Raw genomic sequence first — 21,528 nt, forward strand, 5'->3', positions numbered from 1 at the left:
CCCCCTGCCCCTCGCCCCCTTCGAGACGCTGGCCGAGCGCATCCGCGCCCTCGAGGTCAACCAGATCGCCGAGATCGCCGACCTGGCGCGCGAGGACCCGGCGGTGATCAAGCTGTGGATCGGCGAGGGCGACCTGCCGACGCCGCCCTTCGTGGTCGAGGCGGCGGCGGCCGCGATGCGCGCCGGCCACACCCGCTACACCTATGCGCTCGGCCTGCCGGCGCTGCGCCAGGCGCTGTCCGACTACCACCGCCGCCACTGGGGCGTGGAGGTGCCGGCCAGCCGCTTCACGGTGACCACCGGCGGCATGAACGCCATTATGCAGGGGCTGCAGGCCGTGCTCAGCCCGGGCGACGAGGTGATCTTCCCGGCGCCGCACTGGCCGAACCTGGCCGAGACGGTGAAGGTGCTGGGCGGCACGCCGGTGCCGGTGGCGCTGCGCCAGGACCGCCCCGGCGCCTTCCGCCTGGATCTCGCCGATATCGAGGCCGCGATCACGCCGAAGACCCGGGTGATCGCCATCAACTCGCCCTCCAACCCGACCGGCTGGGTGATGGGCAGGGCGGAGATGGTGGCGCTGCGCGACCTGGCCCGCCGCCACGGGCTGTGGATCCTCTCCGACGAGGTCTACAACCATTTCACCTACGGCAACGCCATCGCGCCCTCCTTCCTGGAAGTCTGTGACGCTCAGGACAGGCTCCTGATTTCCAACACCTTTTCCAAGAACTGGGCGATGACCGGCTGGCGCGCCGGCTGGCTGGTCTTCCCCGAGGGGCTGGCGCCGGTCTTCGACAATCTCAGCCAGTACAACACCACCTCGATCCCGACCTTCATCCAGCATGCCTGCGTGGCGGCGCTGGAGCAGGGCGACGACTTCATCCGCACCATGGTCGCGCGCTGCCGCGACAGCCGCCGGATCTTCGCCGAGGGGCTGGCCGCGCTGCCGGGGGTGAAGGTGCAGCCGCCGGAGGGCAGCTTCTACGTGATGTTCGGCGTCGAGGGGGAGCACGACGCCAAGGCGCTGGCCGTCCGCGTGCTGCGCGAGGCGAAGGTGGGGCTGGCCCCCGGCACCGCCTTCGGCCCGGCCGGCCAGGGTCAGCTGCGGCTCTGCTTCGCCATCGACACCGCGCTGGCCGAGGAGGCGATGCGCCGCCTCGCGGCCTTCTTCCGGGCGCGCGCCGGCCTCGCCTAGAGCCGATCCCGATCTGGTGGACTCACCAGATCGGGTAAAGATTTTGGAAAAACAGCAGTCTAGAGTGGCTGAACTGAGCCATGGCCAGCGGAAACCACCCTAGGCGAGCAGGTTCAGCAGCCCCCTGCCGGGCAAGGCGAGCAGCGCCATGCGCAGCCGCCCCTCCGGCAGGACCCTTGTCAGTTTCTTCGAGGGCGGCGCCTCGCCGGCACGGGCCGGCCGGCGCAGCGGCGCCAGCGCCCCCTCCCCTTCCTCGGCCAGGGCGGCGCGCAGCAGGTCGCGCAGCATCATCCGCCGGCCCGAACGGAGAGAAAGGCCGCCCAGCGACTCGGCGTCGGCCGACTCCAGCGCGATCCAGAGCTCATGCGGGTCCAGCACCAGGCAGGCGGCCCCCTGCCCTTCCAGGCTGGCGGCAACCAGGATGCCGGCCTGGCCGCGGCGGCGGCGCGCCAGCAGCTCGGACGGTGGCGGCAGGCGCAGCGGCGCCAGCGCGATGGCGATGGCGCGGCTTTCGGGCGGCGTGAAATGCAGGGCGGCGAGCATGGGCCCGCCGCTGATGCCGCAGCAATGTTAACGCTTAATAAATAAGACACCGTCTCTTTTTTGGCTCAACCCAGCAGCGCCTGGGCGCAGGCATCCAGGATGGCATCCGCATCCAGCCCGTATTCCCGGTAGAGGTCGGGGATGTCCCCAGCCTGGCCGAAACGGTCGACGCCGAGCGGCACCATGCGATGCCCGCGCACCCCGCCGATCCAGCCATGCGCCGCCGGATGGCCGTCGAGGATCGAGACGATGGCGGCATCCGCGGCCAGCGGCGCCAGCAGCCGCTCGATCGCCGAGGGTGTTGCCCCCGGACCGCGCCGCGCGGTGCGGCGCGAGGCGAGCCAGCCGGCCTGCAGCCGGTCGGGGCTGGTGATGGCCAGCAGCCCGGCGCCAGGCTCTTCCTCGCGCAGCATCTCGAAGGCGGCCATGGCCTCGGGCGCGACCGGCCCCTGATAGGCGATGGCGATGCGGGAACCCTCGGCCGGGGGGACGGCCCAGTAGCCACCCTCGATCACCGCCGCCGGGTCGAGCTGCCGCTCGGGCTGGGCGATGCTGCGGGTCGACAGCCGCAGCCAGACCGCCGAGCCGTCGGGCTGCTGCATGTGGTGGAAGGCGTGGCGCAGCAGGATGGCGAGCTCGTCCAGATGGGCGGGCTCATAGGCCACCAGCCGGTCCTGAGCGATGCCCAGCAGCGGCGTGTTGCTGCTCTGGTGCTGACCGCCCTCGGGGGCGAGGGTCAGGCCGGAGGGCGTCGAGACCAGCAGGAAGCGCGCATCCTGGTAGCAGGCATAGATCAGCGCATCGAGGCCGCGGTTGACGAAGGGGTCGTAGACCGTCCCCACGGGCAGCAGCCGCGCCCCGTGCATCCGGTCCGCCAGCCCCAGCGCGCCGAGGACGAGGAAGAGATTCTGCTCGGCGATGCCCAGCTCCACGTGCTGGCCCTTCGGCGACATGCCCCAGCGCTGGGCGGAAGCCAACTTGGCATCCCGGAACACGTCGTTCTTCAGGTGGCGGTCGAAAATGCCGCGCCGGTTCACCCAGGGGCCGAGGCTGGTCGAGACGGTGACGTCCGGGCTGGTGGTGACGATGCGGCTGGCCAGCGGCGCCAGCTCGCGGTTGCCGCGGCCGATCTCGGCCAGCATCTCGCCGAAGCCGGACTGGGTGGAGGCCATGCGGTTCGGCGCAAGCCGGGGCGCCGGCAGGGTCGGCGGCACCGGCACCGGCTCGGCCGAGAGGCAGCGGCCCTCAGGCGTCAGCGGCCGGGCGAAGGGCACTTTCGCCAGGAAGTCGCGCAGCTCGGGTTCGGGGATGTCGAGACCTTCGAACAGGTCCCATTCATGGCCCTCCCGGATGTTCTGCTCCGTCCGGAAAGAATCCATCTGCTCGCGGGTCATCAGCCCGGCATGATTGTCCTTGTGGCCAGCGAAGGGCAGGCCCATGCCCTTGACCGTATAGGCGATGAAGCAGGTCGGCTGGTCGCCAGCCGCCTCCTGGGCGCGGAACTGCTCGGTCAGCGTCTCGATGTCGTGGCCACCGAGATTGGTCATCAGCGCGCCGAGCTCGGCATCGTCCAGCGGGTCGATGATGGCGCGGATGCCGGGGATGCGGCCGAGCTCGGCCAATAGGGCGGCGCGCCAGGCAGCACCCCCCTGGAAGGTCAGCGCCGAATAGAGGCTGTTCGGGCAGTCGTCGATCCAGCGGCGCAGATGCTCGCCATCCGGCCGGGCGAAGGCGGCCTCCAGCTTGCGGCCGTATTTCAGGGTGACGACGTTCCAGCCCATGTCGCGGAACAGCCCCTCGATCCGGCCGAAGAGACGGTCGGGGACGACGCTGTCCAGGCTCTGCCGGTTGTAGTCGATGACCCACCAGACATCGCGGATGTCGTGCTTCCAGCCTTCCAGCAGGGCCTCGTAGATATTGCCCTCATCGAGCTCGGCGTCGCCGACGATGGCGACGTGGCGGCCGCGCGCCATGCCGGGCCGCGCCAGGCCCTGCAGGTGGACATAGTCCTGCACCAGGGCGGCGAAGCTGGTCAGCGCCACGCCGAGCCCCACCGAACCCGTGGAGAAATCCACCTCGGCCCCGTCCTTGACCCGGCTCGGATAGGGCTGGATGCCGCCGAACTGCCGCAGCGTCGCCAGCTTGTCCCGCTCCTGCCGGCCCAGCAGGTAGTTCACGGCATGGAAGACGGGGCCGGCATGCGGCTTGACCGCGACGCGGTCCTCGGGGCGCAGGATGTCGAAATACAGCGCCGTCATGATGGCCGCGACCGAGGCAGAGGAAGCCTGGTGCCCGCCCACCTTCAGCCCGTCGCGGTTGGGCCGGATGTGGTTGGCGTTGTGGATGGTCCAGGCCGAGAGCCAGAGCAGCTTCTTTTCCAGCGCCTTCAGCACGGCCAGGCGGCGGTCGGGCTCCAGCGCGGCATCGGCTTCGGCGCGCAGGCCGCGCGGATCGGGCGTGGCGTTCATCGGCTTCTCTCCCCGGGGGTTCGCGCCCCCTGGCTCGCGACATTCCTTGGACAGGCCATGGTGGACCGGAACGGGCGCCCGCCGCCAGAGCCCAGCGCGCGCGGCGGTCCGGCGCAACCCTGCCCCGCGGCGCGGGAGCGGCCAAAACGGGCGGCGGGAGGCGCAACGCGGCACCCGCCGCCCAACATATGACAATGAAGCATTCATGACTTTGGCGCAGAAGCGGCGCCCTGACAGGAGCCAGCGCATGCCCGAGCCCGATTCCCACCCGCGCGGCTGCCGCGGCTGCGGCGCGGCGGCGCCCGCCACGCCGTCCCTGTCGATGGCCTTCCAGCCGATCCTGCGCTGCGATGAGGCCGGCCAGGGCCTCTATGCCTATGAGGCGCTGGTGCGCGGGCCAGCCGGGGAGAGCGCCGCCAGCGTGCTGGCCCGGATCTCGGACGAGAACCGCTACAGCTTCGACCAGCGCTGCCGCGTCACGGCCATCGAGCTGGCGACGCGGCTGGGGCTGCTGGCGACGCCGGCGGCGCTGTCGATCAACTTCATGCCGAACGCCGTCTACGAGCCGCGCGCCTGCATCCGCGCCAGCCTGGACGCCGCCGAGCGGGTCGGCCTGCCGCGCGACCGGCTGATCTTCGAGTTCACCGAGACCGAGGCCATGGCCGATCCGGCGCATCTGCTGCGCATCCTGGCCAGCTACCGCGCTATGGGCTTCCGCACGGCGATCGACGATTTCGGCGCCGGCCATTCCGGCCTCAGCCTGCTGGCGGAGTTCCAGCCGGACACGGTGAAGCTGGACATGGCGCTGATCCGCGGCGTCGACCGCGACCGGCCGCGCCAGATCATCCTGCGCCATGTCGCAGCCCTTTGCGCCGAGCTCGGCTGCGCCGTGGTGGCCGAGGGCGTCGAGACGGCGGCCGAGTTCCACATGCTGCGCCAGCTCGGCATCACCCTGTTCCAGGGCTATCTGCTGGGACGGCCCGGCTTCGAGCAGCTGCCCGTGCCGGTGCCGCCGCCCGGGGATTAGGGCCCGCTGCGGGCCAGCTTGCGCAGGGCGGTCGGCGCCGCCCGCGTGCCCTCGCCGACATAGGCCTCGTGGTAGTCCTCGATCTTCGCCGGGTCGTAGAGATAATTGACCATGAAGGCGAGGCTCTCGCGGATGCCCTTCTCCGAGATGTCGCCGCGCCAGCAGATGCGCTCGACCCGGGCGCCGTTCGACAGGTGGAAATGCCCCACCGGGTCGCGGGCGCGGCGGCCGCCGCGGCCGGTCTCCAGCACCAGGTAGCGGGCGCAGAGCCGGGTCAGCACCGGCTCGGCCTTGGCGCACCAGGATTCCGACAGCGGGCGGCGGTTGGCCAACAGCGCGCGCAGCGCCGCATTCCCGTCGGCCAGGCCCGAGGCCTCGGTCAGCAGCTTGTTCTCTTCCTCGGTCAGCAGCTTCGGCTCGGGCTCGATCAGCGCCTCCTCCAGCCAGCGGCGGAAGCCCGGGATCGGCGACAGCGTCGAGAAGGTCTTCAGCTTCGGCAGCTCCTCCGACAGCAGGGCGACCACCCGCTTGATCAGGAAGTTGCCGAAGGAAATGCCGTCCAGCCCGCGCTGGCAGTTGTTGATCGAGTAGAAGATGGCGGTGTCCGCGGCGCGCGGGTCCTGCACCGGCGCCTTCTCGTCCAGCAGCTTCTGCACCGAGCCGGACAGGCCCTGGACCAGCGCCACCTCGACGAAGATCAGCGGCTCCTCCGGCATGCGCGGATGGAAGAAGGCATAGCAGCGGCGGTCGGAATCCAGCCGGTTCTTCAGGTCGCGCCAGGTGCGGATGCGGTGCACCGCCTCGTAGCCGACCAGCTTTTCCAGCAGGGCGGCGGGCGACTGCCAGTCGATGCGGCGCAGCTCCAGGAAGCCGAGGTCGAACCAGCTGGCCAGCAGCCCGCGCAGATCGGCGTCGAGCGCCTGCAGCATCGGGTCGCGCCCCATGCCGCGCAGCAGGTCGGCACGCAGGTCGACCAGGAACTTCACCCCGTCCGGGATGGTGGTCAGCTGGGTCAGCAGCCGCAGCCGCGGCGGCTCGAGGGTGCGGCGCAGCTTGGCCTTCGCCGCCGCGCGCGCCGCCGTGTCGGGGGCGGCGCTGACCTCGCGCATCGCGGCCTCGACGGCGGCAGGGTCGGAGTCGAAGCCAGCCAGCGCCTGGAAGAAGGCCATGCGGCCGGCCTCGTCCAGGGTGGTGTAGGACTGCGCCAGGCCGGCGGCGCGGGCGCGGGCCGAGACCTCGCCGCCGCGGGCCTCGAGGCAGGCGCGCATCCGCGATTCCCAGCTCGCATCCTCGGCCGGCGAGGAGACCGAGGAGGCCATGTCGCGCCAGAGCAGGGCGACGCGCTTCAGCGCGCGATCGAACAGGCCGGCTTCCGCCACGGCGATGTCGGACATGGTGCCTCCTTCAGCGCTCCCGGCGATGGGCCGGGAGTGAAATCCGCAGAAACATATGGTGAGCAGCTTGCCCCAGCCTAGGGGCTGCTGGGAAGGGCCGAGGCAAGGCTTTTTCCGATTTCCGGAAAGAGATCCTCGGGCAGCAGCGGCGACCCGGCCGGCTGCCCGGCCAGCGCCCGCTGCGCCGCATCGCCATGCAGCCAGGCGGCGGCGCAGGCGGCGTCGAAAGCCCCCATCCCCTGCCCCAGCAGCCCGGCCGCCAGCCCGGCCAGCACGTCGCCGCTGCCGGCGGTGGCCAGCGCCGGCGGCGCGTTGTGGTTGATCGCGGCGCGCCCGTCGGGTGCCGCGATGATGCTGTCGGAGCCTTTCAGAAGGATGACGGCGCCGGTCACATCCGCGGCCTTCCGCGCCGCCGCCAGCCGGTCGTCGCCGGGATCGCCGAAGACCCGCAGGAACTCGCCGGCATGCGGGGTCAGGATGGCGGCGCCCTGCAACCCGGCCGGATCGCCGGCGCAGGCGGTCAGCGCGCCGCCATCGGCGACGACCATCCGCCCGGCCCCGGTCACCCGGCGCAGCAGGGCACGGGTGGCATCGTCGGGCGGCAGGCCGGGGCCGAGCAGCCAGGGATCGCGGCGGCGGTCTTCCAGCAGGTGTTCGACGGCCTCGGTGGTGACCATCAGCCCGGGCTCGCCGCCGCGCAGGATGGCGGCGGTGGCGGCGTCGTCGGTCGCCAGGCTGACCAGCCCGGCGCCGGCCCGCCGCGCCGCGCCCGCCGCCAGCCGCGCCGCCCCGGGCAGCGCCGCGCCGCAGGGGATGGTGACATGGCCGCGGCTGAACTTGTGGCTGCCGGAGTCGCGCAGCGGCGGGCGCCACAGGCCGGGGGCGTTGCCGAAGGCGCGTGGGGCAATGGCCTCCAGCACCGTATCGGGCAGGCCGATCTCGGCGAGCACCGTCTCGCCGCAGAGGTCGCGGCCCGGCAGCAGCAGGTGGCCGGGCTTGCGGCGGAAGAAGGTGACGGTCAGCGCCGCCTGGGGCGCGTAGCCCAGGATGCCGCCGGTCGCGCCGTCGACGCCCGAGGGGATGTCGACCGCCACCAGCGGCGCCCGCACCGATCGCAGAAGCTGCGCGACGTCGCCCGACAGCGGCCGCGACAGGCCGGCCCCGAACAGCGCATCGACCACCAGGGCCGCGCGCCCGACCTCGGCCGCGGCGAAGGGCACCACCGGGCCGCGCCAGCGGGCGGCGGCCGCGGCGGCGTCGCTGCCCGGCCGCGGCGGGGCCAGCGGCGCCATGGCGACCGGCCAGCCGGCCTGCTCGAGCAGCCGCGCCAGCACATAGCCGTCGCCGCCATTGTTGCCGGGTCCGGCCAGGACCAGGGTGCGGCGGGGAGAGAAGCGGCGGCGCACCGCCTCGGCGACGGCACGGCCGGCGGCCAGCATCAGCGCCTCGCCCGAACGGCCGGCCGCGATGGCGGCGGCGTCGGCGCGGCCCATTTCTTCCGGTGTCAGCAAGGCGTGGCGGTTCATGGGCGAAGGCTAGTCCAGCGGATCCACCGACGGAACGCCCACGCCGCGCCCGGCGTTGCCCCAGGTACCCCAGCGACCCCGGGGAGAATTGTGACGAAAATCATGCAGCCCTGCGCAATCGGCTCTCGCGGCAGCGGGCCGTTTCCTGGCAAAGGGGGCCCCGCCGCCGGGGATGTCGTGACTTGGAACAGAGATTCGTCGAGATCGAGGATGTCGCCATGCGCTATGGCGGGGCGGAGGGCACGCTCGCCCTGCAGCACACCAGCCTGAGCCTGGCGCGGGGCGAGTTCGTGGCGGTGGTGGGCCCCTCGGGCTGCGGCAAGTCGACGCTGATGAAGCTGGTCAGCGGGCTGTGGCCGTCCACCGCCGGCAGCGTCACCGTCGAGGGGCGCGAGGTGGACGGGCCGCTCTCCTCGGTCGGCATGGCCTTCCAGAACCCCACTTTGCTGCCCTGGCGCAACATCCTGGACAATGTGATGCTGCCGCTGGAGGTGGTGGAGCCGCATCGCCGCCGCCTGCGCGCCGAGCGCCCCGCCTATGAGGCCAAGGCCCGCCACCTGCTGTCCCTGGTGGGGCTGTCGGGCTTCGAACGGAAATTCCCGCATCAGCTCTCGGGCGGCATGCAGCAGCGCGCCAGCCTGTGCCGCGCGCTGATCCACGATCCCAAGCTGCTGATGCTGGACGAGCCCTTCGGCGCGCTCGACATCTTCACCCGCGAGGATCTCTGGGTGCAGCTGCAGGAGCTCTGCGCCGATCTGAAGCCCAGCGTCATCCTGGTCACCCATGACCTGAAGGAGGCCGCCTTCCTGGCCGACCGGGTGCTGGTGATGTCGGCCCGCCCCGGGCGGATCATCGCCGACCATACGGTCCCCTTCCCCCGCCCGCGCCGGCTGGAAGACACCTATGGCGCGGAATTCCAGGCGTTGCAGCACCGGCTGCGCGCCGAGATCAGCGCCGCCCGGCGCGGCGACAGCATCGGCGGCGAGGAGGTCGCGCATGTCGGCTGAGCAGAAGGGCGCCGCCAATGCCCGGCGCGTCGCGACCATGCTGGCCCGCGCCAGGCGCCGCCGCCGGCTGCAGCGGGTGCTGCCCTGGCTGGTGGTGCTGGCCGCCTTCCTGCTGTGGGAGGGCGTGGTGCGGCTGTTCCAGGTCGATCCCTTCATCCTGCCGGCGCCCAGCGTCGTGCTCGGCAGCATCGTCCAGTGGTGGCAGCCGCTGCTGGAGAATGCCGGGCAGACGCTGATGACCACGCTGGCCGGCTTCGCGCTCGCCATCGTCTTCGGCCTGGCGCTGGGGGTGGCGATCGGCAGCTCGACCCTGATGTATCACGGGCTCTACCCGCTGCTGATCGGCTTCAACTCGGTGCCCAAGGTCGCCGTGGTGCCGGTGCTGGTGATCTGGTTCGGCATCGGCACCGTGCCCGCCATCATCACCGCCTTCCTGATCTCCTTTTTCCCCATCGTGGTGAATGTGGCGACCGGGATCGCCACCGTCGAGCCGGAGCTGCGCGACGTGCTGCGGGCGCTGGGCGCCCGGCCGGTCGACATCATCCGCAAGGTCGGGCTGCCGCGGGCCATGCCCTATTTCTTCGCTTCGCTGAAGATCGCCATCACGGTCGCCTTCGTCGGCTCCATCCTGGCCGAGACGGTGGCCGCCAACAGCGGCATCGGCCAGCTGATGATGCTGGCCAGCAGCCGCTTCGACGTGCCGCTGGTCTTCGCAGGCCTCCTGGTCACCGCGGCCATGGGGGTCGCCATGTATGTCGTCGCCGCCGCCATCGAGGCGCGCACCACCGGCTGGGCGATGCGGGGGCAGCAGGGCCAGATCTAGCCGCGCCGATTCCCGCCCGGCGGGTGGATCATTGCGGGCCGCCCGCGGCAGGGGCTAAGCAGAAGCTTCCCAGGGAGGATCGGATCATGGTGCAACGTCGCCATCTGCTCGGGCTGGCCGCGGGCCTCGCGGCGCCGGCCCTGCTGCCCCGCGGCGCCCGGGCCGAGGAGGTGACGCTGCGGCTGCACCACTTCCTGCCCGCGGTGTCGAATGTCCACCGCAATTTCCTGCTGCCCTGGTCGAAGAAGGTCGAGGAGGCCTCGGCCGGCCGGCTGAAGATCCGCATCTTCCCCTCGATGCAGCTGGGCGGCGCGCCGCCGCAGCTCTTCGACCAGGCGCGCGACGGCGTCGCCGACATCGCCTGGACCCTGCCCGGCTATACCCCCGGCCGCTTCCCCCGCATCGAGGTGCTGGAGCTGCCCTTCATCGCCAACCGCAGCGGGCTGGCGAATGCGAAAGCCACCCAGGACTTCGCCCGGAAGCACCTGGCGGCCGAATTCGCCGAGGTGCATCCGCTCTGCTTCTGGTCGCATGACGGCGGGCTGATCCATGCCCGCCGCCCGGTGCGGCAGCTTGCCGACCTGCATGGCATGAAGCTGCGCTTCCCCACCCGCCAGGCCGGCGAGGCGCTGCGCGCGCTGGGCGCCGCGCCGATCGGCATGCCGGTGCCGCAGGTGCCCGAAGCGCTGAGCCAGGGCGTGCTGGATGGCGCCGTGGTGCCGTGGGAGGTGGTGCCCTCGATCAAGCTGCAGGAGCTGGTGCGCAACCACACGGCCTTCCCCGGCAACCCGACCTTCTACACGGCCTCCAACGTGCTCGCGATGAACAAGGCGAAGTACCAGGCGCTGCCGGCCGACCTCCGCGCCGTGCTGGACGCGCAGTCGGGCGAGGCGGCGGCGGCGCTGGTCGGCGCCATGCTGGACGAGCAGGCGGTCGCTGTCTCCGAGATGACCCGCCGCCGCGGCAATACCCTGATCGAGCTGGAGCCGGAGGAAGCCGCCCGCTGGCGCAGCGCCTGCCAGCCGGTGACGGAGGCCTGGGCGACCCAGGGCGCCGCGCGCGGCTTCGATGCCCAGGCCCTGCTGGACGACGCCCGCGCCACCTTCGCCCGCCATGCCTGAGCAGAAGCGTGGGCCGATCGCCCGGCTGTCGGGCGCGCTGATGCTGGGCGGCAGCCTGCTGCTGCTGGCGACTGCCCTGCTGACCACGGCCAGCGTGCTGCGGCGCTGGCTGCTCGACCAGCCGATCCCGGGCGATTTCGAGCTGGTGCAGATGGGCGCCGGCATCGCCGTCTTCGGCTTCCTGGCGCATGGCACGCTGGCCGGCAGCCATATCCTGGTCGACAGCTTCACCACCTGGCTGCCGCAGCGCGTCCAGGCGGCGATCGACGCCTTCTGGAATCTTGTCTGGGGGCTGGTGGCGCTGGCGCTCGCCTGGCGCATGGCGCTGGGCACGCTGGAATCGCTCGCCAGCGACACCCGCAGCATGGTGCTGTCGGTGCCGATCTGGCCGGGCATCGGGCTGGGGGCGCTGGCCTTCCTGGCGACCGCGCTGGCCGCCGGGCTCGCCGCCCGACGCCTGCTGCAGGGCCGCCCCGCATGAGCGAGGAGTTCCTGCAGGCCGGCCTCGGCTTCGGCGCCATGCTGCTGCTGATCGTGCTGCGGGCGCCGGTGGGGCTGGCCATGCTGCTGGTCGGCGCCGTCGGCTACCAGCAGATCGTCGGCTTCGACGTGCTGCTGAATTACCTGAAGACGACGCCCTACCACCTGTTTGCCAACTACACGCTGTCGGTCATCCCGCTCTTCATCCTGATGGGGGCGATCGCCGAGCGCGGCGGCCTGGCGCGCGACCTGTTCACCGCGGCCCAGGCGCTGGTCGGCGCGCGGCGCGGGGGCTTGGCGATCGGCGTGATCGGCGCCTGCGCGGCCTTCGGCGCCGTCTGCGGATCGTCGGTCGCGACCACCGCCACCTTCGCCCGCGCCGCCCTGCCGGAGCTGCGCCGCTACGGCTATGCGCCGGGGCTTGCCACCGGGACCATCGCGGTGGGGGGCACGCTGGGCATCCTGATCCCGCCCAGCGTCATCCTGGTGGTCTATGCCATCAGCACCGAGCAGAACATCGCCAAGCTGTTCATGGCCGCCCTGATCCCCGGCCTGCTGGCGACCTTTTCCTACATTGTCGCCATCATGATCCAGGCGCGGCTACGGCCAGAGCTGATGCCCCCTGCCCCGGCAATGTCGTTCGCCGAGAAGCGCGCGGCGCTGCTGCGGGTGCTGCCGGTGCTCTCCATCGCGGTGGCGGTCATCGGCGGCATCTATGGCGGCATCTTCACGCCGACCGAAAGCGCGGCGGTGGGCGTGGTCGCGACGCTGGCGGTCGCCGTGGCCCGGCGCAGCCTGGGATGGACGGAGCTCTTCGCGGCGCTGCGCGGCACCGCCGAGACCACGGCGATGATCTTCGCCATCCTGCTCGGCGCCGAGGTGTTCAACGCCTTCCTCGCCTTGACCCAGGCGCCCGACCTGCTGGCGCTCTGGATCACCGAGCAGTCGCTGCCGGCCTATGGCGTGCTGGCGCTGCTGCTGGCCAGCTATATCGTCCTCGGCGCGGTGATGGACGAGCTGGCGATGATCCTGCTGACCCTGCCGGTCTTCTTCCCCGTGGTCACCGCCCTCGATTTCGGCCTCAGCACGGAGGAGACGGCGATCTGGTTCGGCATCCTGGTCCTCATCGTCGTCGGCATCGGCCTGACCGCGCCGCCGATCGGGCTGAATGTCTTCGTCGTCGCCGGGCTCGCGCGCGACGTGCCGATGGCCAGGATCTATCGCGGCGTCCTGCCCTACCTGGCGATGGACTTCCTGCGGCTGGCGCTCTGCACGGGCTTCCCGGCGCTGTCGCTGCTGCTGGTGCGCTGGCTCGGCTAGGCGCATCAGGTTAAGGTTCCATCGGAACGGCGACAGCGGCCGGCACGAAGTTCACGGGGGCAGGCTCAGCATGTTCGTCCAGATCGCCGATCACCTGGTGCATTGCGTGGTGGAGGGGCCGGAGGAGGCCCCGCCCCTGCTGCTGCTGCATTCCATCGGCACCACCCAGCATATCTGGGACCCGCAGGCGGTGGCGCTCTCCCGCCGCTTCCGCGTCATCCGCCCGGATCTGCGCGGCCATGGCCTGTCGGGCGTGACGCCGGGCGACTCTTCCATGGCGCTGCTGGCGGCCGATGCGCTGGCGCTGCTGGATGCGCTGGACATTCCCTGCGCCCATGTCGCCGGCTGCTCGATCGGCGGGCGGATCGCGCTGCAGCTCGCGGCCATCGCCCCCGAGCGCGTCGCCTCGCTGATCCTGGTGGGCACCGCGCTGGCCTATCCTGACGCCGCCACCTGGCAGAGCCGCATCGACGCGGTGCGCGCCGGCGGCACGCAGGTGCTGGCCGATGCCGTCATGCCGCGCTGGGTCTGCCATCCCGAGACGCCGGCCGGCCAGGGCCTGCGCGCCATGCTGCTGCGCACCGACCGCGAAGGCTATGCTGCCGCCGGCGCCGCGCTGCGCGACGCGGCGCCCGAGGACCTGCCGGTGCGCTTCGTCATGCCCGCCACCGTGATCCTGGGCGAGCACGACCCTGCCGCCCCGCTGGCCGCGGCCGAGGCGGTGCGCGCCCGCTTCCGCGACGCTGATCTGGTGGTGCTGGACGGCGCCAGCCACATCCCGAACTACGAGGCGGCAGCGGCGCTGACGGCGGCGATGCTCGCCCATCTCGACGCCCGGTGGCAGCCGCCGGAAGATTTCCTCGAAGCGGGCTATGCCGTCCGCAAGGCCGTGCTCGGCGAGGCGCATGTCGCCCGCGCCAGCCTCGCCGTGACGCCGCTCGACCGGCCCTTCCAGGACTACATCACGCGCAATGTCTGGGGGCAGATCTGGACCCGGCCAGGGCTGGCGCGGCACACCCGCAGCCTGCTGACGCTGGCGATGATGGCGGCGCTCGGCCGGCACGAGGAGTTCGTCCTGCACGTCAAGGCGACGCGGCAGACCGGCGTCTCGCCGGAGGAGCTGTCGGAGGTGCTGCTGCAGGTCGGCGCCTATGCCGGCGTGCCGCTGGCCAACCACGCGCTGAAGCTGGCCAAGGAAACCTACCGGCTGCTCGACGAAGCCGCCTGAGCTGAAAGGCCCCCCGCCCATGTTCTCCGTCAATCCTGCCGACGGCCCGGTGCTCTCGGCGCTCTACGGCACCGAGGCGATGCGCGGCATCATGGGCGAGGCCGCCTTCCTGGCCCGCATGCTGGAGGTCGAGGGCGCGCTGGCCCGGGCCGAGGCGCGGCTCGGCATCATCCCGGCCGAGGCGGCAGAGGCCATCAGCGCCGCCGCGCAGCAGCCGGAGAAGCTGGATCTCGCAGCCCTCGCCGTCGCCACGCGCAACACCGGCTATCCCGTCGTCGGGCTGGTCAAGCAGCTCTCGGCCATGGCGGGACCGGAAGCCGGGCGCTGGACGCATTGGGGCGCCACCACCCAGGACATCATCGACAGCGCCATCGTGCTGCAGCTGCGCGCGGCGCTCGCCCTGGTCGAGGACGATCTCGACCGGCTGAACCGCGCCCTGGCCGCGAAGGCGGTGGAGCACCGCGGGCTGGTGATGGCCGGCCGCACCCATCTGCAGCACGCCCTGCCGGTGACCTTCGGCTACAAATGCGCCATCTGGCTGTCGCCGCTGATCAGCATGGCCGAGCGGCTGCGCCAGCTGCGCCCGCGTGTCCTCAAGCTGCAATTCGGCGGCGCCGTCGGCACGCTGGCCTCGCTCGGCGACCGCGGACTGGCGGTGTCGGAGGCGCTGGCGGAAGAGCTCGGCCTCGCCCTGCCCGACGCCCCCTGGCATGTGGCGCGCGACGGCATGGCCGAAGCCGTCTGCGTCCTCGGCCTGCTGACCGGGGCATTGTCCAAGTTCGCGACCGACGTGATGCTGCTGATGCAGACCGAGGTGGCGGAAGTCTTCGAACCTCACGCTCCCGGCCGCGGCGGGTCCTCGACCATGCCGCAGAAGCGCAACCCGATCGCCTGCGAATACGTCCTCGCCCAGGCACGCGGCGTGCAGGCGCTGGTGCCGCAGATGCTCGGCGCCATGGCGGTCGACCAGGAGCGCGGCACCGGCCCCTGGCAGGCCGAGCCGCTCGCCCTGCCGCAGGCCTTCACCCTGGCGCATGGCGCGCTGGCCCAGGCGATCGCCATCGCCGAGGGCATGACGGTCGATGCCGCGCGGATGCGCCGCAACCTCGATTCCACCGGCGGGCTGATCGTCGCCGAGGCGGTGATGATGGGCCTGGCCCCCGAGCTCGGCCGCGGCCCGGCGCATGACGCGGTCCACCATGCCTGCGACGTCGCCCTGGCCGAGGGCGTGTCGCTGGCCGAGGCGCTGTCGCGCGACGCGGCGGTCACCGGAAAGCTCGACGCCGCCGCCATCGCCAGGCTGACCGACCCGGCCGGCTATCTCGGCAGCACCCAGGCCTTCATCGACCGGGTGCTGGCGCGGATGGGCTGAGCGGAGCCTGCGGCCGGCCCCGCCGGCCGAGCGCCCGCATGGGCGCCGCCGCCGGTGCGGCGCAGCCAAGCCGCTCCAGGCGGCGCCGGCGCCTGAGGCAAACGATCAGGCGGCACGCACCGCCGTGAGGAAAGCATCCGTCCGGTCGTGCATCGCCGTGGTCTGCCCCGCCAGCTGACCGGCATCCTGGCGAAGTGCTGCGAAGGCGGTGCCCATCTCGTCCAGCCGCTCGCGCGTGCCGCCGGCCTGCAGGCTGGCCTCCTCCGCCTGGGCGGCGGCATGGGCCACGGCACCGGCGATGCCACGGGTGGCGGCCGATTGCTGCTCGGTGGCGGCGGCGACCTGGCCGGCGATGGCGTCCAGCTCCTGCATGGCATTGGCGATGGCGCCCATGGCGCGGACCGCGCTGCCGCTGCCGGCGCGCATGGCATCGACCTGCGCCACGATCTGCTCGGTCGCCTGCGCCGTCTGCTGCGCCAGCGCCTTCACCTCGCCGGCGACGACGGCGAAGCCGCGGCCGGCATCCCCGGCGCGGGCCGCCTCGATGGTGGCGTTCAGCGCCAGCAGATTGGTCTGCCTGGCGATGGCGTCGATCAGCCCGAGCACCGGCGTCACCGCCTCGGCTGCCCCCGCCAGGCTCTGCACCTCGGCCTCCGCCGCGCGCACCAGCGACGTCGCCCGCGCCGCCGCCTCGGCCGAGGCGTTCACCTCCCGCGCCACCGCGTCGATCGAGCTCGCCAGCTCCTCGGCCGAGGCCGCGACGGCGCCGATATGCCCGCTCGCCCCCTGGCTGGCGCCGGCCGCGGCCATCGCCGCCGCCGCCCCCTGCCCGGCGGTGCCGGTGACGCCGAGGGCGGTGCCGTCCAGCCGCTGCGCCGCCTGGGCCACCGCCTGCAGCCCGCTGGCGATATCCGCCTCGAAGCCGGCCAGCAGCCCTTCCAGCCGCTGGCCGCGCTGGATGCGGGCCGCCTGCTCGGCGGCCGCCTCGGCCGAGAGGCGCCGCGCCGTCACCGCCTCGGCGCGCAGCTGGCGCAGCGCCTCGGCCATGCCGGCGATCTCGTCGCGGCTGGGACGCGCCCGCGCCGCGCCGTCGCCCGGCAGCGGCGTGTCCAGCTCGCCCTGGGCGATCCGCCCGACCGCCTCGGTCAGGACGTGCAAGGGCCGCGCGACGCGCAGCACCAGCAGCAGCGTCGACAGCGCCACCGCCAGCGCGGTCAGCAGGATGGCGCCGCCGGCGATCAGCAGCCGGCGCTGCGCCCCGGCGGCCAGGGCGTCGGACAGGCGGCGGGCCTCGGCCAGCGCCAGGTCGCGCGGGGCCAGCGCCGCGGCGATGGTCGGGCCGGTCCAGTCGCGGAACGCGGCATAGGTCATCGGCGCCGGCAGCCCGTCGCGGGCGGCGGCGACCAGCTCGGCGAAGCTGCGCTCGCCATCCTGCATCAGCCCCTCGGCCAGCGTCGTCGCGGCCTCGGCCAGCACCGGCGCGTTCAGCCCGGCTTCGGTCGCGGCCGCCTGCAGCCGCGACCAGGCCTCGGCGACGCGGCCGCCCAGCGCGGTGGCGGCCACCGCCTTGTCATAGCCCAGCGCGCCGCCGGCGATGCCCTGCGACAGGGTCATCGAGCGGTCGCTCATCAGCTCGAACAGGGTCTGCGATTCCTCGGCCATGCCGAGCGCCGCCGCCGCCGCCGGCGCGCCGGCCGCCGCCTCGCGCGACAGCGTCGCCGCCGTCTGGCGCAGCTGCCCCAGCGTCGCGGCCAGCGCCTGGGCCAGCCCGTCGGCGGCGGCGCGCTCGCGCTCGTCGCGCGGCAGGCGGGCAGCCTCCAGCAGCGGGCCGCGCAGCGCCTCGAGCGCCGCATCGGCCTTCGCCGCCGCGCCCGGCAGGCCCTGCACCGCGCGCCGGCTGGCCGCGGCGGCGGCCTGCAGCCCCTCCTGCACCGCCTGCTCGGCAGCGCCCGGGGCGGCGATGGCGGTGTCGGTCAGCCGCGCCGCCTCCTCGACCACCGCCTGGCGGGCGGCGGCGATGTGCGCCAGGGTGGCGGCGGCGGCATCCACCCGGCGCGCGCCCTGCACATCCGCCCAGGCCCCGGCCGCCAGCCACGACGCCAGCGCCGCGGTCAGCCCGCCGATCAACAGCAGGGCGGCGAGCAGACGAGTGCGGATGGTCATCGGTATCTCCCAGGCGATCCCGGGCCGGATACCAAGAGCTATATTAACCGGTTGAGCGGCCTATGCTGCACCGCGGTGAAGTTTCGATGACGTGACCGGCATTAGACCCCCCGGAACTGCCGCGCTATGCGAAGAGCACCGCGCAAGGCACGAGGAGGACGCCCGAGGATGAAGCCGGCCCTGCTGCTGCTGGCAGCCTTGACCACCCTGCCCAGCTGCGCCGCGCTGGTCACCGAAGGCTCGGCCGAGGTCGCCGGCCTCGGCGGCGCGGCGCTCGCCAGCGCGGTCACCCGCGACACCGCGGTCACCGCCGGCATCGGCGTCGGCGTGCTTTCCGCCGCCCGCGCCGGGCTCGCCTATACCCGCCGCCAGCTGCAATCGGCCGAGCAGGACGGCATCGCCAATGCCGCGGGCCCGCTGCGCCCCGGCGCCGTCGCCCGCTGGCAGGTCAAGCACAGCCTGCCGGTCGGCGATCCGGCCGGCCAGGTGACCATCGTGCGCGAGATCGGCGGCTTAGGCTTCGCCTGCCGCGAGATCGTCTTCTCGATCGAGACCGAGGTGCCGATCGAGACCGAGTTCTTCACCGCCATCATCTGCCGCAACGGCGAGCGCTGGAAATGGGCGAGCGCCGAGCCCGCGACCGCCCGCTGGGGCTCGCTGCAATGAGGCAGCGCGCCGCGGCGCTGCTGCTGCTGGCCCCCCTGCTTGCGGGATGCGAGCTGGCCGGCGGCATCGCCGGCGGCCTCACCGGCGCGGCCACGGGCACCATCACCTCCAACCCGGCGGTGGGCTACGCCGTCGGCGTCGGCGTGCGCGCGGCAGCCGACGCGGCGCTGGCGCGCTGGATGCGCGGCCTGCAGAACGAGGAGCAGACCGCGATCGCCCAGGCCGCCAGCACGCTGGCCCTGAACGAGCCGCGGCCCTGGCAGGTCAATCACGAGCTGCCCTTCGGCTGGCGCGACCAGCAGGGCCAGCTGCAGGTGACGCGCATCATCGACACGCCGCTGACCCAATGCCGCGAAATTCTCTTTTCCGTTGTCGACAAGCCGGAGAAGCCGCCGGAAGGCATCTTCCTCGCCACGGCCTGCCGCAACCCGGGCGGCTGGCGCTGGGCCAGCGCAGAGCCGGCGACGGCGCGCTGGGGATACCTGCAGTAAGGGAAGAATCCGGGGGCATTGAATGCCCCCGGACCCCCACATCTGTTTTTTCCCGGCTGGGGGGCTATATCCCCGAGACCGATGCGAACATTGCCAGAACCGTTTGCCGCCTGGTTCGCCCGCCGCGGCTGGCGGCCCCGCGCCCATCAGCTGGCCATGCTGGAGGCCGCCCAGGCCGGCGATTCGGCCCTGCTGATCGCGCCCACCGGCGGCGGCAAGACCCTGGCCGGCTTCCTGCCCAGCCTGATCGACCTGCACCGCGACCCGCGCCCGGGACTGCACACCGTCTATGTCTCGCCGCTGAAGGCGCTGGCCGTCGACATCGCCCGCAACCTGCTGGCGCCGGTGGAGGAGATGGGGCTTGAGCTCCGCATCGAGACCCGCACCGGCGACACCCCCGCCAACCGCCGCGTCCGGCAGCGGCAGGACCCGCCGCAGATCCTGCTGACCACGCCGGAAAGCCTGAGCCTGCTGCTGTCGCTGCCCGACGCCCAGGAGATCTTCGGCAGCCTGGCCTGCATCGTCGTCGACGAGGTGCATGCCCTCGCCGGCGGCAAGCGCGGCGACCAGCTGGCGCTCTGCCTGTCGCGGCTGACCCGGCTGGCGCCAAAGGCCCGGCGGGTCGGGCTGTCGGCGACGGTGGCGCATCCGGAGGCGATCGCCGCCTGGGTTTCGCCCGACGCCCGGCCCGGAGGCGTGCGGCTGGTGCGCGAGCGCGGAGGGGCAGCGCCGGCGCTGGAGGTGATGCTGCCCGCGGGGCGCCTGCCCTGGGGCGGGCATATGGGCCTGGCCTCGATGCCCGACGTCTATGCGCGGCTGGGCTCGGCGGGGGTGACCATCATCTTCGTCAACACCCGCGCCCAGGCGGAGCTCTGCTTCGCCGCCCTGTGGCGGCTGAACGAGGATAACCTGCCGATCGCCCTGCACCACGGCTCGCTGACCGTCGAGCAGCGCCGCAAGGTGGAAGCCGCGATGGCGGCGGGCAAGCTGCGCGCGGTGGTGGCGACGGCCTCGCTCGACCTCGGCATCGACTGGGGCGCGGTCGACCAGGTGATCCAGGTCGGCGCGCCGAAGGGCGTCGCACGCCTGCTGCAGCGGGTCGGCCGCGCCAACCACCGGATGGACGAGGCCAGCCGCGCCATCCTGGTGCCGGCCAACCGCTTCGAGGTGATCGAATGCCGCGCCGCCATCCAGGCCGTCGCCGCCGGCGAGGTGGATGGCGAGCCGCCGCGGCCGGGCGGGCTCGACGTGCTGGCGCAGCACATGCTGGCCATGGCCTGCCACGCCCCCTACCACCCCGACGACCTGTTCGAGGAGGTGCGGCGGGCGCAGCCTTATGCCACGCTGTCCCGCCGCGACTTCGACGACACGCTGCGCTTCGTCGAGGATGGCGGCTATGCGCTGACCGCCTATGAGCGATTCAGGAAACTGTTCCGCGACGCCGAGGGGCTGGTGCATGTGCGCGGGCCGCAGGTGGCGCGGCAGCTGCGGATGAACCTTGGCACCATCGTCGAGACGCCGCTGCTGAAGGTGCGGCTGCGCGGCGGCCCGGTGCTGGGCGAGGTGGAGGAGTGGTTCATCTCCACCCTCGAGCCCGGCGACAACTTTCTGTTCGCCGGGCGGCTGCTGAAATACGAACGGCTCGATCCGACGGCGGCCGTGGTGTCGCCGGGTGGCGAAAGCGAGCCGCGCATCCCGACCTATGCCGGCTCGCGCATGCCGCTCTCGACTGACCTGGCGCGCCGGGTGCGGGCGATCCTGTCGGACCCGAAAGCCTGGCGCGCCTTGCCGCCGCCGGTGCGCGAATGGCTGCGGCTGCAGCAGCACGCCTCGGAACTGCCCCCCGCCGAGGGGCTCCTGATAGAGACCTTCCCGCGCGGCGGCCGCTTCTTCCTGGTCGCCTATTGCTTCGAGGGGCGGCTGGCGCACCAGACGCTGGGCATGCTGCTGACCCGGCGGATGGAGCGGCTGGGGCTGGCGCCGCTCGGCTTCCTCGGCACCGACTATGTGCTGGCCGCTTGGTCGGCCTTCCCGGTCACCGATGTGGAGGCGCTCTTCACCGAGGACCTGCTGGGCGAGGAGCTGGAGGAATGGATGGCGGAAAGCTCGATGCTCCGCCGCAGCTTCCGCAACATCGCCACCATCGCCGGGCTGCTGGAGAAGAACCATCCGGGCGCCGAAAAGTCCGGGCGGCAGATGACCATGAGCGCCGACCTGATCTACGACGTGCTGCGCAAGCACGAGCCCGACCATATCCTGCTGCGCGCGACGCGGGCCGAGGCGGCGGCCGGCCTGACCGATGTCGGCCGCATCGGCAGCCTGCTCTCGCGCATCCAGGGCCGCATCCGGCACCGCGCGCTGGAGCGGGTGTCGCCGCTGGCCGTCCCCGCCCTGATCGAGGAGGGGCGCGAATGGGTCTCCGGCAATGCCGAGGAGGCGCTGCTGGCCGAGGCCGTCGCCCTGGTCGAGGAAGCCACCGACGGCGCCGACCATTTCTCCGGCGCGCTGGGGCTCGAGGAGCAGCTCGGCCCGGCACCCGCCCCGCGGCCGCAGCGCGACCGCCGCACCCGCGTCGTCCGCCGCGCGCCGCGTGCCGTGACGGGCGGTGCCAGACGCGTCGGCGACGGTTAAGCCGGCCGCCAGAATTTCGCCGCATTTCCGCGGCTTGCGGCAGCTTTTCCCCTTCCCGCCTCTGCCGCACTCCGGT

General features: G+C 72.7%; 17 protein-coding genes. 12 read left to right on the forward strand and 5 right to left on the reverse strand.

Features of this window, described 5'->3' with window-relative positions; all coding sequences use genetic code 11:
* The first annotated feature begins 4 nt into the window (after positions 1-4).
* Positions 5-1,192, forward strand: a complete 1,188-nt coding sequence (locus BKE38_RS09275; protein ID WP_076957071.1) for a pyridoxal phosphate-dependent aminotransferase — start codon at positions 5-7, stop codon at positions 1,190-1,192.
* A gap of 99 nt (positions 1,193-1,291) precedes the next feature.
* Here the strand turns inward: BKE38_RS09275 and BKE38_RS09280 are convergent, their stop codons facing one another.
* Both BKE38_RS09280 and BKE38_RS09285 read right to left on the reverse strand, forming a co-directional pair.
* Complete coding sequence (locus BKE38_RS09280) at positions 1,292-1,735, reverse strand: hypothetical protein (RefSeq protein ID WP_076957041.1); 444 nt, start codon at positions 1,733-1,735, stop codon at positions 1,292-1,294.
* Positions 1,736-1,800: 65 nt separating this feature from the next.
* The gene (locus BKE38_RS09285; protein WP_076957042.1) at positions 1,801-4,203 is read right to left on the reverse strand and encodes a 1-deoxy-D-xylulose-5-phosphate synthase N-terminal domain-containing protein; all 2,403 of its coding nucleotides are present in this window, start codon (positions 4,201-4,203) and stop codon (positions 1,801-1,803) included.
* Positions 4,204-4,450: 247 nt separating this feature from the next.
* On the opposite strand from BKE38_RS09285, the gene BKE38_RS09290 reads away from it, so the two are divergent.
* Positions 4,451-5,230 carry an EAL domain-containing protein gene (locus BKE38_RS09290; protein WP_242662297.1) on the forward strand — a complete coding sequence of 260 codons (780 nt, stop codon included), beginning with the start codon at positions 4,451-4,453 and terminating at the stop codon, positions 5,228-5,230.
* Here BKE38_RS09290 and BKE38_RS09295 read toward each other — a convergent pair.
* Together BKE38_RS09295 and BKE38_RS09300 are read right to left on the reverse strand one after the other, a co-directional pair.
* Positions 5,227-6,624, reverse strand: a complete 1,398-nt coding sequence (locus BKE38_RS09295) for a malonyl-CoA decarboxylase (RefSeq protein ID WP_076957043.1) — start codon at positions 6,622-6,624, stop codon at positions 5,227-5,229. The genes BKE38_RS09290 and BKE38_RS09295 overlap by 4 nt on opposite strands.
* Positions 6,625-6,701: 77 nt before the next feature.
* Positions 6,702-8,150: a bifunctional ADP-dependent NAD(P)H-hydrate dehydratase/NAD(P)H-hydrate epimerase gene (locus BKE38_RS09300; protein WP_076957044.1), complete on the reverse strand. Its 1,449-nt coding sequence runs from the start codon at positions 8,148-8,150 to the stop codon at positions 6,702-6,704.
* 182 nt (positions 8,151-8,332) lie between these two features.
* Here BKE38_RS09300 and BKE38_RS09305 point away from each other — a divergent pair, with 182 nt between their 5' ends.
* The 7 genes from BKE38_RS09305 to pcaB all read left to right on the forward strand — a co-directional run bounded on the left by BKE38_RS09305 (position 8,333) and on the right by pcaB (position 15,501).
* Entirely contained in the window at positions 8,333-9,157 is an 825-nt protein-coding gene (locus BKE38_RS09305; RefSeq protein WP_278247612.1) for an ABC transporter ATP-binding protein, read from the forward strand.
* Positions 9,147-9,980 carry an ABC transporter permease gene (locus tag BKE38_RS09310; RefSeq protein ID WP_083747412.1) on the forward strand — a complete coding sequence of 278 codons (834 nt, stop codon included), beginning with the start codon at positions 9,147-9,149 and terminating at the stop codon, positions 9,978-9,980. Before BKE38_RS09305 ends, BKE38_RS09310 begins: the two co-directional genes overlap by 11 nt.
* An 86-nt stretch (positions 9,981-10,066) precedes the next feature.
* Positions 10,067-11,101, forward strand: coding sequence for a TRAP transporter substrate-binding protein (locus BKE38_RS09315; protein ID WP_076957045.1), 1,035 nt, complete (start codon positions 10,067-10,069; stop codon positions 11,099-11,101).
* Positions 11,094-11,582, forward strand: a complete 489-nt coding sequence (locus BKE38_RS09320; protein ID WP_076957046.1) for a TRAP transporter small permease — start codon at positions 11,094-11,096, stop codon at positions 11,580-11,582. Before BKE38_RS09315 ends, BKE38_RS09320 begins: the two co-directional genes overlap by 8 nt.
* A complete protein-coding gene (locus BKE38_RS09325) occupies positions 11,579-12,901 on the forward strand; it encodes a TRAP transporter large permease (RefSeq protein WP_076957047.1) in 1,323 nt (440 codons plus the stop codon). The genes BKE38_RS09320 and BKE38_RS09325 overlap by 4 nt, the downstream gene beginning before the upstream one ends.
* 70 nt (positions 12,902-12,971) lie before the next feature.
* Complete coding sequence (pcaDC, locus tag BKE38_RS09330) at positions 12,972-14,129, forward strand: bifunctional 3-oxoadipate enol-lactonase/4-carboxymuconolactone decarboxylase PcaDC (RefSeq protein WP_076957048.1); 1,158 nt, start codon at positions 12,972-12,974, stop codon at positions 14,127-14,129.
* A 19-nt stretch (positions 14,130-14,148) separates the two neighbouring features.
* Entirely contained in the window at positions 14,149-15,501 is a 1,353-nt protein-coding gene (gene pcaB / locus BKE38_RS09335) for a 3-carboxy-cis,cis-muconate cycloisomerase (protein ID WP_076957049.1), read from the forward strand.
* 105 nt (positions 15,502-15,606) lie between these two features.
* Here the strand turns inward: pcaB and BKE38_RS09340 are convergent, their stop codons facing one another.
* Positions 15,607-17,664, reverse strand: a complete 2,058-nt coding sequence (locus BKE38_RS09340; protein WP_076957050.1) for a methyl-accepting chemotaxis protein — start codon at positions 17,662-17,664, stop codon at positions 15,607-15,609.
* 168 nt (positions 17,665-17,832) lie between these two features.
* Between BKE38_RS09340 and BKE38_RS09345 the strand changes: the two genes are divergently transcribed.
* From BKE38_RS09345 to BKE38_RS09355, 3 genes are all read left to right on the forward strand, one after another.
* Positions 17,833-18,330 carry a hypothetical protein gene (locus tag BKE38_RS09345; protein ID WP_076957051.1) on the forward strand — a complete coding sequence of 166 codons (498 nt, stop codon included), beginning with the start codon at positions 17,833-17,835 and terminating at the stop codon, positions 18,328-18,330.
* Complete coding sequence (locus tag BKE38_RS09350) at positions 18,327-18,821, forward strand: hypothetical protein (protein WP_083747416.1); 495 nt, start codon at positions 18,327-18,329, stop codon at positions 18,819-18,821. Before BKE38_RS09345 ends, BKE38_RS09350 begins: the two co-directional genes overlap by 4 nt.
* 81 nt (positions 18,822-18,902) lie before the next feature.
* A complete protein-coding gene (locus tag BKE38_RS09355) occupies positions 18,903-21,452 on the forward strand; it encodes a ligase-associated DNA damage response DEXH box helicase (protein ID WP_083747414.1) in 2,550 nt (849 codons plus the stop codon).
* The last annotated feature ends 76 nt before the right edge of the window (positions 21,453-21,528 follow it).

It is taken from the genome of Teichococcus deserti (assembly GCF_001982615.1).
In the GTDB taxonomy this organism is placed as follows: Bacteria; Pseudomonadota; Alphaproteobacteria; order Acetobacterales; family Acetobacteraceae; genus Pseudoroseomonas; species Pseudoroseomonas deserti.